Origin of the sequence: Sinorhizobium sp. KGO-5 (assembly GCF_036245905.1) — a bacterium.
Taxonomy (GTDB): Bacteria; Pseudomonadota; Alphaproteobacteria; order Rhizobiales; family Rhizobiaceae; genus Sinorhizobium; species Sinorhizobium meliloti_A.
On sequence record NZ_BDIZ01000006.1, the window covers coordinates 283265 to 295984 of the forward strand.

Here is a 12720-nt window from a genome sequence, read left to right on the forward strand (position 1 = left end):
TGCGACGACACGCAAATAGGTTCTGCCTAACACCAGAGTTCCACCTCCACGGAAGAAAGCTTCACGAGTGGTTTACCGTTAACCATCCGTCTGATGCAAGCTTCTGAAAACAACTCGGCCAAACCAGTGGATGGGCAAGCTGGGGTTCGAGTTGGAGATCCTCGCCGACTACCGCTTTGATGAGATCAAGAAGGGCGAGCGGATCTTCGCCGACGAAACCACCTTACCGACGCTGGCGTCCGGCTCCGGATCGACGAAGACGGCCTGGCTTGGGCGTATGCCGGGCATGATCGACCATGCGGAGGCAGTGGGCCGCCGATGGTAGCCTATCGCTTCGAAGATAGCCCAGCCGCGAACGCGTCGCGCGGCATCTGAAGGGCTATCGCGCATTCTGCAGGTGGATGGTTATGTCGCCTACAACAAGCTAGTCCGCTCCGATGGCGGCAATGACGGCGTCACATTGGCTGCTGCTGGTCGCACAGTCGGCGGAAGTTCTACGAGCTGCATGCTGCGGAAAGCTCGAAGGTCGCCACGGCGACTGTCGAACGGATGACCACGCTATAGCAGATCGAAGAAACCGTGCGCGGCCAAGATCCCGATGTCCGCGTGGCAGCGCGCCAGCAGGCCTCTGCGGCGGTGGTCGCCGAGCTCTTCGCTCTGTGGCAGCAGACCCTGCCGCGGATCTCCGGCAAATCGAAGCTGACCGAGGCGATCCGTTACGCCATCTCGCGTCGGGCGATCTTCGAGCGCGTCCTGACCGACGGCCGCATCGAGCTCGACTCCAACATCGTCGAGCGCGCCATCAGGCCACAGGCGATCACGAGAAAGAACTCACTCTTCGCCGGCAGCGACGGCGGTGGAAGGAGCTGGGCGACCATCGCGACACTGCTGCAGACGACAAAGATGAATAACGTCGATCCGCTTGCCTGGCTCACCCAGACCCTCGAGCGCATCGCCAATGCCCGGCCGAGCAGCGAAATCGACGCCGTGGAACTACGCCGCCTGAGCGGCAGCGGCTTGTCGCTTACGGTGAGCACGGTGTGGATGGCATAGAGGACGGCAGCCACGAGGTCGCGTAGGACTGGGCGGCGGCCATCTTGGCGGCCTTCTCATGCAGTTCCGCATATGCGGACTTTGAGGTCCGGTCGATGGCCACGAAGAGGTAGAGCTTACCTTCGGCCGTGCGCACTTCGACGATGTCGATGTGGAAATAGCCGATCGGGTAGCGCTTGAATTTCGGAATTTTCTTCTTGCCTGGCTTGTCGCCCTCGACCTCGGGCAGGCGGAAAATGCCGTGATGTTGCAGCAGCAATGCAGCGAGGAGCGCGTCAGGTGCGGGATTGTCGGCTGGAGGGCGTAGAGGCAATCATCCAGCAGCAGCTGCTGCGTGTGCTTGCGAAAAGCAACGATGATTGCCTCTTCCTCGAGCGAGAACATCGTAGATCTCGGTTCCCGCGGGCCGGTCGCAAATTGGCAACCGACGTCCGCTTCTTCCATTTGGAGACGGTCTTCTGGTTGATGCCGTAGCGCTTTGCCGATCCCTCAGGCTCCCTTGACTATTCTGTTTTCTCGACGCGTCGCCTCTGTCATTGTGGCGCTGCCCTGAACAAGCTGCCCCTAGTGCATCCTTCCATCCCGGGAAAACAATGCACCATCAAACCTGCGATCAATCAGCAAGATCGCCTCTGCTGCGGCATTTTGTCCCGACATTCCACTCTTACGTTGCGCGAGATGGCTATTGCAATCGCTAAGCGAGTAATGAGATAGGAGCCCGTTATTTCAAATAAGCGGGTAAATCAATTCCAATGTGGATATCGACAGAGGGGTGGCACGAGGCGTAGATGACGTCGCGATTCTTGACGGGGAAGGTCTGACCGACGATGAGGCTGTCCGGTTTCGTCATGTCGAACCGGTAGACGACCGGTAGCGCCCAACGCGGTCGGCCTTCATGCCCTTGCTCAGCAGCTTGTGAAAACGCTCCTGCCTGAGCAGGCTCATGACGATATCGGGCTCCTCGTAGCGGAACACGAAGTATCCCTTGGCATCCACCGTCCGATCCGAGCCGCCGCCGGCGAGCGCAACGGCCTCCAGCAGGTTGAGATCGTTGGCGCCGAACTCGACGCGCTGATTTGCCCGCACCTGGCCGAGCACGGTGAAGGTGCGCGGACCGAAGGACGGCCGACGGCACCGGACATCGTGACGATGCGCGACGACGTCGACGTCGACGTCACGATCACGTCCGGCTCGACGGCCTTCTGCTTCAATGCATCGAGGATCGCCTGGCGCGCCTGCTCGAGCGTCAGGCCGGCAAAACGGACCGATCCGACATAAGGAATTGCCGCCTTGTCATCGGGCTGGACGACGAGATCGATGCTCGTCTGCTTCGATTCAGTTGTGGAAAACAGCCCGTCGCTGCCCGCCTCGAAGATCGTGACCTTCAACTGGTCGCCAATGCCGATGACCACCTGACCGACGCCGCCGCCAATGCCGAAGCGGCGGCTGAGGGTTGTGGAAACATATTCGGAAACGAGTCGCGCCGACTGGCCATCGACATCTACAATATCAAATACCGTCGCGTTCCTCCTGCCGATCTCCGAGCCGGACTGGCCGGCATCCGAAACGATATCGGTTGTCAGAGGGCCCTCGCCCGGCACGGCCTGGCATCCCGCAAGCGCGGTACAAAGCAGAAGGCCAGTCACTCGTTTCACTACGACACTCCAGTTTCGACAACGCAGCTTGGTGCGAAGAAGCATTCAACTTCCCCGTGACCGTCGCACGGAAGTGCTCACATTAGGATAGGATGCATGGCCCCGGCCGCCCCACCCCTGCGACATTTTGTCCGGATGTGCCACTCCTACGCTGGGCGGGATTTTTATTGCAATCATCAGGCGAGTGGTGACATAGGAGCGAGCTACCAAGCAAAGCATGGAGTTTAATTTCAATGTGGATCTCACTTACGACTACCAAACAGACGCGAACGCTCGTGAATCTTAACTCCGTTCTCCATTTGAATGAACACCCGACAGGGACGCAGATCATTTTTGCTGCGAATTCAGAAAAAATGGCCATCTACGTCCAAGAGCCTATCGAGTCCATCGAAAAGATGCTGAAGGCGCGCAGGCCACGGTATTGATGCGGGCGTTTCTTCATTGAATTTCGCTTCTGCGTAGTGTTATGTGCCGACTATCCAAGAGCCACTGGGGGCGAGAATGTTGCCATACGAAGGGCTGTCAGCGCGGCAGTTTTGGAAAACCGGCGTTCAGCCATTCGCCTCAGACACTATCCAAGAGATTTACAGCCCGAAGTGGCCCATAGACCGCCTTCGCATTGCCACCGCAGGGAGTTGCTTCGCACAAGAGATCGCCAAGGCGATGCGAGCGAGGAAGTATAACGTTCTTGACGTCGAGCCGAGGCCACCGGGTATCCCCGACAAGCTCGCCAATGAGTACGGGTACGGGCTTTATTCGGCTCGGCATGGCAACATCTACACCGCCCGACATCTTCTCCAACTCACGCAGGAGGCCTTGGGCCTCCTCGAAATCTCACCGCGTCTTTACGTGCTGGAGAAAAAGGGCCGCTACTTCGATGCCTTCCGGCCGACAGTCGAGCCAAAGGGCCTTCCTTCGGCGGAAGAAGTTGTTGAGCAGAGGTACGACCACCTGAGCCGCTTCCGATCGCTCCTCTCCCAATGTGACCTATTCATCTTCACACTGGGGCTGACGGAAGCATGGTTCCATAAGCATGCCGATATCGTCTACCAGATCGCTCCCTCCCGCACCTCCGGCACTTACGATCCGGATCAGAACGAGTTCAGGAATCTGCGTTTCAGCGAGATCGTGAGCGATATGCTTGCGTTCCGTGAATTGGCGAAGAGCGTTAATCCCGGCATGCGCTTCTTGCTAACCGTTTCTCCTGTACCCCTTGTCGCCACAGCCGTCCCGCAGCATGTGCTGGTTTCCACGGTCCGCTCCAAATCGGTACTTCGCGCCGTGGCCGGGGAATTATCCGAGAGCTTCGACGATATCGATTACTTCCCCTCTTTCGAGCTCCTAAGCACGCCCTTCCTAGGGACTGGTTTCTTCGAGGAAAACAAGCGGTCTGTGAAGCGCACGGGCGTTGAGGCGGTGATGAGGTCATTCTTCGCTGCTCACGAAGGAACTGAACAGAAAACGACGACAGGCACGGCCACAGCTACGAAAACCGTGGAAGACGTTGTGTGTGAAGATGCACTTCTAGAGGCGTTCGCTCCCCGATGATTAGAATTGCTTGCCTAGGAAATTCTCATAACGCTGCCTTCAAACTAGGCTGGGACGAGATAAAGGCTTCCTACCCAAATGTGACTATCGACTTTTTCTCTGGCGCGGCTACCGCCATGAAACATCTTGAAGTTCGAGAAGGCTGCATTTTCCCGACCAAGGAGCCCGTCAGGGAGATGTTCGTCGCCTATGCTGGTCGGGATTACATCTCGCCTGACTATGATATGTACCTCCTCGTCGGCATGGGGTTCGGTCTCGTTCCACTAATGAGCCTATATTGCATGCACAGACCTCCTCGTCTCTATTCTCGCGGGAGCGGGGTGCATTTGATCTCCGAGGAACTCTTGGCTGCCTCCAGAGCCGCCCTCATCGAGGGTTCTCCGGCCGTTAGAGCCTTGGACCTCGTTAGAAAAATAGTTGACCGTGCGCCGGTATTCATGGTGCCAAATCCACTTCCCAGCGTCGAGATCCTGAGCAGCCCAGATGCATCCCACTGGGGGAACGGTGAAGTCCTCGAGGATTGCCGTGCCTACCTTGACCAGGCTATTTCACGGCTGGCCTCTGTCCATTACATCCCTCAAATCGCGATGACGAGGGAAGGCGACTATTTCACGAAGCCGCACTACACCAAGGACGCGCGGCTCCTGAAAGCAAGGTGGACGAGACCCACCAACGAAGGCGACCTATACCACATGAACGCTGCTTATGGTGCCGATTTTCTCTCGGCGATATTCAGCCGTGCGGGCGTTTTGGCGTTAAAGCTGACGGATGCGCAAACGACGTGAGGCGCCAGTTCTGCTCTCAACGAACAGGTCGCGGTTGGTCAGCCCGATCGTAAAGTTTCCGTCCACTCCCGCGGTGCGGTTGGGTGCACTTGCCGTCTACGACGGCTGCGCTGATGGCACCCATCAAGGAAAGCATTCACTTGCACAACGACGATAAAGCTGCCGTAGCTCTTACCTTATGGTCGCTGATCCGTACAACGACGCGATCCCCAAATTGCTTCGATTAGGCCTTCTGCGCCAACCAGCCAACCAGCCAACCAACGCTACGTTGATGATCTTAGGATTGGCTGAATCGTGTGAACCTGGACCCGGCATCTTGAATGACTTCAGGCAATTCGCTTTGTCCAAGCGGAGCTCCGCGGTGGACCCCTGCTCAATGCTCATTGACCCCGGTGATCGGGGGAGTTGCAAACCGTCACGAAACGACGCACCGAGCGGTCCAGTGTGTGCGGTCCTTTGCTTATAGGCCCTCACCCGATTGGACTATGTGACAAAGACAAAGATTTCTGTTATTAAAACAACTATTAAGTGCGTGAAACGAATGCCAATATTTTACTTATATTACTAATTATATTAGCCGGGACACCCGGCTCGCGGAGGAAAACATGGCAACCATTACTTATCATTTCCCAGGCGGAATCTATCCTAATCAATATAATCCTCCACTCGCAGGCATTGCTGTGAACCCTTCCTTTGCCGAGCTCGTCGATATGAGCGCAGCTAGCCGCTCGACCACCAGCAGCTCGGAGGTGCTTTATAGGCTCGATAACGGTCTAAAAATAAAGCTGGTCGGCACTGGGATCAGCTTCAGTTCGACCGGGGATGCTATAGGCGGGACAATTACCTCCATCGAGGTCCTCCTGAATAACGGAACAACTCTGATTCAGTCGATCAACGGACTCACTTTGTCGCTCGAAGCTTTTGCAGACGCTGCAGCGGCATTCGACCGGTTCGACCTTGAGAACTGGCTTCTGAGTGGCACTGATACCATCAATGGGTCGGCCGGAGACGATGAGATTTCAGGCCGCCTTGGCAATGATATTCTGAGTGGCAATGGTGGCAACGACTTAATCACCGGAGGCGAAGGCGACGACACCTACGACGGCGGAGCTGGATTTGATGTTCTCAACTTCCAGGACGCTTACGATGCTCCATCGGCGACAAGGGGCATCAACCTGAACGCCGAAACTGGCGCGGTTATAGACCAGTTCGGTTTCTCCGAAACCTTCCAAAATTTCGAAGAATATCGAGGCAGCCAATTTTCGGATACGATGATCGGATCCTCGATCGATGAATCTTTTATCGGCTTTGGGGGGCGCGACACGATCGATGGGGGCGGGGGCATAGACACCATTCGGTACGACCGGGACTTTCAGCAGGGCGCCACCAAGGGCATCAGCATCAATCTCACCATGAGAGTTGCGACGGACAGCTTTGGGTCTCAAGATACTTTGTCCAACATCGAGAATGTCCGCGCCACGAATTTCAAGGACATGCTTGTAGGAAGTTCAGGCGCCAACTTGCTCCGAGCATTTGCCGGCGCTGACACTCTCAACGGGGGGCGCGGTGCTGACAATATGCGCGGCGGTCTTGGAGATGACTTATACTACGTTGATAATAGCGGCGACATCGTTGATGAGAAATCAGACAGTGGCGCCGGTCTGGATACAGTCCGATCGTATATTTCCTTCAGCCTTACCAATAGCAGCGCCGTGGTAGGAGCCGTCGAGCGGCTTGCACTGATAGGCAACGACGCAATAAATGGCACTGGAAATGCCCTTAATAATAAGCTGACAGGAAATAACGCGGCGAACACAATTGACGGCGCCGATGGCAACGACTTCATCGATGGCGGCCTCGGCAATGACACTCTAATCGGTTCTGCCGGGCTAGACACATTCTTTTTCAACACTGCGCTCGATGCAGCCTTAAACGTCGACGCCGTTAGCGACTTCAGCGTGACCGATGACACGATTAGGCTCGAGAATGGGGTTTTCACCGCAATTTTGGCCACAGGAGTTCTGTCGACGGCGCAATTCACCAGCAACACGACGGGTTTCGCAGAGGACCTCGACGACCGCATAATTTACCAGAGCGACACAGGAAAATTGTTCTATGACAGCAACGGCAATGCCGCCGGTGGTTCGGTGCATTTTGCGACGCTAAGCGCAAACCTAGCCCTCACTTCTGCGGATTTCTTCGTCGTATAACTCGGGTTGTCTCGGCCCTGCAAAAGCGCCCTTTCCACTCAGGAGGGGGCAATATAGCGTTTGGGGGTAAGCGTCCGGTGGTGGGGTTGGTTGTAACCACCCGATTGGCACCGCCTGCCGGATAGCACCTTGATGGCCTAAGACACGTCATTAGCGACTTAGCGACGTGTCTTAGGCGAGGTATGGGATGCGTGTCGAAATTCTTGGTCAGGAACGGCGGCGGCGTTGGGGTGACGCGCAGAAGCTCGACATTGTCATGTCGATTGGGCTCGACGGTGCGACGGTCACTGAGGTTGCCCATCCGCACGATGTGAGCCGGCAGCAGATTTACGCCTGGCGGCATGAGCTGAAGAAGAAGAGTTTGCTGCCGTCCACGGCCGATACGGTCTTCCTTCCCGTAGACACGTCCGCCATTCACGGCGCCCCGCTTGTGCGTGAGGAGGTTGCGCGCGTGGCTGCAATGATCGAGTTGCGGTTGAACGATGGGCGCAGTCTTCGCTTCGACAGTGGCGTCGATGCCGCCGTTCTGACTCGGCCCATCCGGGCGGTTGAAGCAGCATGATTGGACCCGGAACCGGTGTTCGAGTGTATCTCGCTTGCGGAGCCACGGACATGCGCAAAGGGGTGGATGGTTTGGCTGCGCTTGCGCAGGATGTGCTGCGCCAGAAGCCGACGGGAGGTGCAGTCTTCGCGTTTCGAGGACGACGGGGCGATCGTTTGAAACTCCTCTATTATGATGGCCAGAGGTTCTGCCTGTACTATAAAATTTTGCAGAGGGGGCGTTTTCCATGGCCTTCAGCAGCCGATGGAACGGCCCGGCTGACTTCTGCGCAACTGGCCATGCTTTGGGAAGGATTGATTGGCGACGGCCCAACTGGGGCGCTCCGCCGGCGCGTGTCAGTTGATTTATCTCGCTGAATCTGGTTGTTTTTATAGATACTCGTCCTGACCTATGGCAGTCAGGATCATGTCGAACGCGGGCCAAAATCTTCCCGACGATCCGACCTTCCTGAAGGCGATGATCGCCGCCTTGCAGGCGGAAAATGCGAAAATGTCGGCGACGTTGCAGGCGCATGACCAGGTGATCCAGACCTTGCGGCTGCGCATTGCCAAGCTGAAGAAACAGGTCTTCGGCAAGTCCTCGGAGAAGATCGAACGGGAAATCCAGCAGCTGGAACTGGCGCTGGAGGATCGTTTAATCGCCGCATCGGAAAGCAGCACCAAGCCGCTCGATGAGGTCGATGAGGCAGTGCCTGCCGCGCCTGTGGCAAGCACACTCGAAAATGTCAATGCCGGATGAAATTTCCCCAAAAGTGCCGAAGTAAAATTCCCCAATTACGCCGCCCCGGACGACGTGGAGAATTGGGTATTTTTCGGCGGCCTGCCGCGTGGGCGTGACGGCGGGGCGAAGGACGGTGGTGCTATCAATGCTTTTGAACGGACGTGTTCCGGCATCAATTCGGCATGCTGGCGCAACCCGGAAGATTTAGTCACTATCCTGAGCAATCCCGCACTCAGCTTGGAGCGTATTGGCCTGGAGGCGGGACCAATGTCCCAATGGCTTTTCGACGGACTGGCGAAGGCCGGCCTCCCCGTGTTCTGCATCGAGACGCGTCATACGAAGGGCATCCTAAAAGCTTCGCAAACGAACAAAAGTGACCGCAACGACGCTCGGGGCATTGCGCACATGATGCGGGTCGGTCTTTTCAAGAATGTGCACGTGAAGACGCTCACAAGCCAGAAGCGTCGTGCCCTGCTGACGGCTCGCTCGCTGCTGCAGGAAAAGGCGATCGCGCTCGAGAACGATAAGCGTGGGCTCCTGCGCAACTTCGGGCTTAAGGTCGGCGTGGTGTCCGCAGGGACGTTCGAGGAGAAGGTACGCGAGCTCGTTGAGGCGGACGCCGATCTGCTGGAGATCATGGAGCCTTTGCTCGCTGGACGGCGCAAACTGCGCGAGGAATTCGCCAAACTGGACAAGAAGGTTGTCCAGGAGGCGAAGCGTGATCAAGTTTGCAAGCGCCTGATGACAGTGCCCGGGGTTGGGCCAGTTGTCTCGTTAGCCTATGTCGCGACGATCGACATTCCCAGCCGGTTCCACAATTCGCGGTCGGTGGGAGCCGCTCTAGGCCTCACGCCGGTGCTCAACCAGTCCGGCGAAAGCAAAAAGGATCGGCCATATCTCCCTATGCGGAGACGCGATGATGCGATCGCTTTTATATGAGGCGGCGCAGACGATGCTGACACGTTTGGTGAAATGGTGCTGGCTAAAAGCATGGGCAATGAACATTGCCAGGCGGCATGGCAGAAAGAAAGCCAACGTTGCATCGGCGCTCAGACTTGCGGTGGTGATGCATCGAATGTGGGTAGACGGCACAGAATTCCGGTGGACGCGGGAAGCGGCCGGCCCCATGCCCGTGTAAGAAAGTTGGGTCTCACGAAATCAGGGAAAGCATATTCAAAGTTCCGCCTCGCGGCGGAAGACGTCCTTCGCGGACGATGGTGATGTGAGTTCGTGCGCGGCGCTATACCGATGATGACACGTCATCAGGTTGCAGCATAGATTGGACCACTTCATCTACTGAACCCCATGGTGGGAGGGCTGATTGCCGATCCCGGAGAGATGCACGGGCCGCGAAGAAACGTCGAACGCCGCACCAAGCTCGAAAAGCGCTTGACCTCGACCCGCCGATTAGAGAAGCGCCGCTCGGCAAGGCTAGCCTCGTAGCGCGCCTGCCGCAGTTCCAAATCGTGAATATGGCGCTGATCTTCCTGCCGCTCCCGGTGCATCCGCTCTGCTTCAAAGATCGCCTCGATTGCTAACGGTTCTACCGCGCGCAACAACTCGCGCGCAACCGCTGCGGGAGAGTATCGTGCCGGCGGGCAATCTCGGCGACGCCAGAACCGCTCGTCTCAACCTTCCCGTTGAATCCATTCAGGCCCACCGCTCGGTATGAGGCGTCAGCTATAGGAGCGCTTCATCGATTATTAATACCTGAGTTACGGCGCACGGCACCTGAAATTCCGCAGCCCAGGGCGCATGCTCTGCGGCTCATCGCAGTTCACGGTGTGTGGGGGAGTTGTTTTAGGAGGGCGATCCCTGCTAGACGTCCGACCGAACACGGAGGCGCGCATGGTCCAGGCATCCACGATCGCGGTTGAAGCGGCGAAGACACCATTCCGAGTTGTCGGCGGTATCGCATCGCGGTACCTGCCGAAGCGCGGCAAGCCCCCGTTGTACTTATTTGGGTTTAACGATTGGAAGACATTCGTCCATGACTGGTTTCCAGAACGTAAGGTGATCTTCGCCCCGATGAACCTCTGGCCCGTCGAATTCGAGATCAATTGGAAGTGGCGGATTTTGTCTGACCCGCGCGCAGAGGTGCTAGCTTGGCAGTACAAAGGTCCACCACAATTGAAGGTCTTTTGCCAAAGATACGGCGTCCCTTTTCACTATGTCGAAGACGGGTTCATTCGCTCGATCTCGCTTGGAGCACTCCACACGGCGCCGCTGTCATTGGTATTCGACAAGCAGGACATGTATTTCAACTCAAACGCGGCCAGCGACCTGGAGACCATCCTCAAAAGTTACGACTTCGAGACTGATGTGACATTGGCTGACCGCGCTCGATCGGTCATGGGCAAGCTGCAAGCAACCAAGCTGAGCAAGTATAATTCGTCAGACTTCGTTGACATCGAAGCGGTCTACGGCCCGAAAGACCGCAAGCGCGTTTTGGTGATCGGTCAAGTGGAGCGAGACGCGTCCATAGCTTATGGTTGTTCCAAGCGCTACTCGAACAATGACCTTGTCTGGTTAGCGAAGCGCGAAAACCCAGATGCGCAGGTCATCTACAAGCCGCACCCAGAAGTGCTGCAAGGAACAGCTGAGGCCGTGTCCGACCCTGATCTCGTCCGCGGCGCTGCGCTCGTCATCGACCAAGACGTGACGCTAGCAGATGCTATGCAGACGATTGATCACGTTTATACCATAACTTCTCTGGCAGGTTTCGAAGCATTAATGCGCGGGATCAAAGTCACGACATTGGGGTGCCCGTTCTATTCCGGCTGGGGCTTGACGGATGACCGCCAGCCAAACAAAAGGCGAGGCCGCAAGCTTACAGTCACACAGTTATTCGCCGCCGCCTATATCCTCTACCCCCGATATTTCGATCCCATAACTAAGAAGTTCATCGAGATCGAGGACGCGATAGAGCTGCTTGCATGGATGCGAACACACCAGCCAGCGCAGAAAGCTCCATCGAAAATCGAGCAGCGATCCAACGATACGCTTCGCTTGTTGGCCGAAGCCTTGGCTCCGGAGATTCTGCGCATCGTAAAATCCTGACAAGCACCCGTTGACAAACCCAGGTGATTGATCGCAGGTTTGATGGTGCATTGTTTTCCCGGGATGGAAGGATGCACTAGGGGCAGCTTGTTCAGGGCAGCGCCACAACGACAGAGGCGACGCGTCGAGAAAAACAGAATAGTCAAGGGAGCCTGAGGGATCGGCAAAGCGCTACGGCATCAACCAGAAGACCGTCTCCAATGGAAGAAGCGGACGTCGGTTGCCAATTTGCGACCGGCCCGCGGGAACCGAGATCTACGATGTTCTCGCTCGAGGAAGAGGCAATCATCGTTGCTTTTCGCAAGCACACGCAGCTGCTGCTGCTGGATGATTGCCTCTACGCCCTCCAGCCGACAATCCCGCACCTGACGCGCTCCTCGCTGCATTGCTGCTGCAACATCACGGCATTTTCCGCCTGCCCGAGGTCGAGGGCGACAAGCCAGGCAAGAAGAAAATTCCGAAATTCAAGCGCTACCCGATCGGCTATTTCCACATCGACATCGTCGAAGTGCGCACGGCCGAAGGTAAGCTCTACCTCTTCGTGGCCATCGACCGGACCTCAAAGTCCGCATATGCGGAACTGCATGAGAAGGCCGCCAAGATAGCCGCCGCCCAGTTCCTACGCGACCTCGTGGCTGCCGCACCGACGACGGCATCCAGTTCACCAACCGCGAGTAGGACCGGGCATGGCTTCGAGCACATCTTCGGCCGCGTCTGCCATGACAACGGCATCGAGCACCGGCTCACGAAAGTGAAGCATCCCTGGACGAACGGGCAGGTCGAGCGGATGAACCGCGCGATCAAGAGGCCACCCTCGAGCCGTTCCACTACGACCATCACGATCAACTCCGCCACCACCTCCAGGACTTCATAACAGCCTACAATTTCGGCCGCAGACTAAAGACGCTCAAGGGGCTCACCCCTTCAAATACATCTGCAAACGCTGGACAAACGAGCCCAAACGCTTCAGGCTTGAACAATCCATCAAATGCAGGACTAAACACTTACCTGGAGCTTGCTCTGGCTTATGCGAGCAGCTAAAAATCGCGATGTCTGTGAATTCGAACGCTCAGACGCGGGGCCCCTTCCTTCGTCACGAGAGAAGGGGCCCTTTTCCTTCTAAGCAG

At 56.9% G+C, this 12720-nt stretch carries 6 protein-coding genes and 8 pseudogenes; 10 read left to right on the forward strand and 4 right to left on the reverse strand.

Annotated elements, in window-relative coordinates; genetic code table 11:
• Positions 1 to 124: 124 nt before the first annotated feature.
• Positions 125 to 1053: pseudogene (tnpC, locus tag BHD07_RS23765) on the forward strand (IS66 family transposase); the annotation flags it as partial.
• Here tnpC and BHD07_RS23770 read toward each other — a convergent pair.
• Both BHD07_RS23770 and BHD07_RS23775 read right to left on the reverse strand, forming a co-directional pair.
• A pseudogene (locus BHD07_RS23770) lies at positions 1029 to 1590 on the reverse strand (IS481 family transposase); the annotation flags it as partial. The pseudogenes tnpC and BHD07_RS23770 overlap by 25 nt on opposite strands.
• 184 nt (positions 1591 to 1774) lie before the next feature.
• A pseudogene (locus tag BHD07_RS23775) lies at positions 1775 to 2708 on the reverse strand (polysaccharide biosynthesis/export family protein).
• A 501-nt stretch (positions 2709 to 3209) separates the two neighbouring features.
• On the opposite strand from BHD07_RS23775, the gene BHD07_RS23780 reads away from it, so the two are divergent.
• The 6 genes and pseudogenes from BHD07_RS23780 to BHD07_RS23805 all read left to right on the forward strand — a co-directional run.
• Positions 3210 to 4256 carry a GSCFA domain-containing protein gene (locus tag BHD07_RS23780; protein ID WP_338283364.1) on the forward strand — a complete coding sequence of 349 codons (1047 nt, stop codon included), beginning with the start codon at positions 3210 to 3212 and terminating at the stop codon, positions 4254 to 4256.
• On the forward strand, positions 4253 to 5041 hold the full coding sequence (locus tag BHD07_RS23785) for a hypothetical protein (RefSeq protein WP_338283365.1): 789 nt from the start codon (positions 4253 to 4255) through the stop codon (positions 5039 to 5041). Before BHD07_RS23780 ends, BHD07_RS23785 begins: the two co-directional genes overlap by 4 nt.
• A 605-nt stretch (positions 5042 to 5646) precedes the next feature.
• The gene (locus BHD07_RS23790; protein WP_338283366.1) at positions 5647 to 7251 is read left to right on the forward strand and encodes a calcium-binding protein; all 1605 of its coding nucleotides are present in this window, start codon (positions 5647 to 5649) and stop codon (positions 7249 to 7251) included.
• Positions 7252 to 7438: 187 nt separating this feature from the next.
• Entirely contained in the window at positions 7439 to 7813 is a 375-nt protein-coding gene (gene tnpA, locus BHD07_RS23795) for an IS66-like element accessory protein TnpA (RefSeq protein WP_338283367.1), read from the forward strand.
• A 50-nt stretch (positions 7814 to 7863) separates the two neighbouring features.
• Positions 7864 to 8169, forward strand: a complete 306-nt coding sequence (gene tnpB, locus BHD07_RS23800) for an IS66 family insertion sequence element accessory protein TnpB (protein ID WP_338283369.1) — start codon at positions 7864 to 7866, stop codon at positions 8167 to 8169.
• A 49-nt stretch (positions 8170 to 8218) separates the two neighbouring features.
• Positions 8219 to 8465: pseudogene (locus BHD07_RS23805) on the forward strand (transposase domain-containing protein); the annotation flags it as partial.
• Positions 8466 to 8586: 121 nt separating this feature from the next.
• Here the strand turns inward: BHD07_RS23805 and BHD07_RS31975 are convergent.
• Positions 8587 to 8736: pseudogene (locus BHD07_RS31975) on the reverse strand (AAA family ATPase); the annotation flags it as partial.
• Here BHD07_RS31975 and BHD07_RS23810 point away from each other — a divergent pair.
• Positions 8726 to 9671, forward strand: a pseudogene (locus tag BHD07_RS23810) (IS110 family transposase); the annotation flags it as partial. The pseudogenes BHD07_RS31975 and BHD07_RS23810 overlap by 11 nt on opposite strands.
• A gap of 187 nt (positions 9672 to 9858) precedes the next feature.
• Here the strand turns inward: BHD07_RS23810 and BHD07_RS23815 are convergent.
• Positions 9859 to 10110 (reverse strand): annotated as a pseudogene (locus tag BHD07_RS23815) (recombinase family protein); the annotation flags it as partial.
• Between the two features lie 271 nt (positions 10111 to 10381).
• On the opposite strand from BHD07_RS23815, the gene BHD07_RS23820 reads away from it, so the two are divergent.
• Positions 10382 to 11593: a capsular polysaccharide export protein, LipB/KpsS family gene (locus BHD07_RS23820; RefSeq protein WP_338283370.1), complete on the forward strand. Its 1212-nt coding sequence runs from the start codon at positions 10382 to 10384 to the stop codon at positions 11591 to 11593.
• Positions 11594 to 11673: 80 nt separating this feature from the next.
• Positions 11674 to 12561 (forward strand): annotated as a pseudogene (locus BHD07_RS23825) (integrase core domain-containing protein); the annotation flags it as partial.
• Between the last annotated feature and the right edge of the window lie 159 nt (positions 12562 to 12720).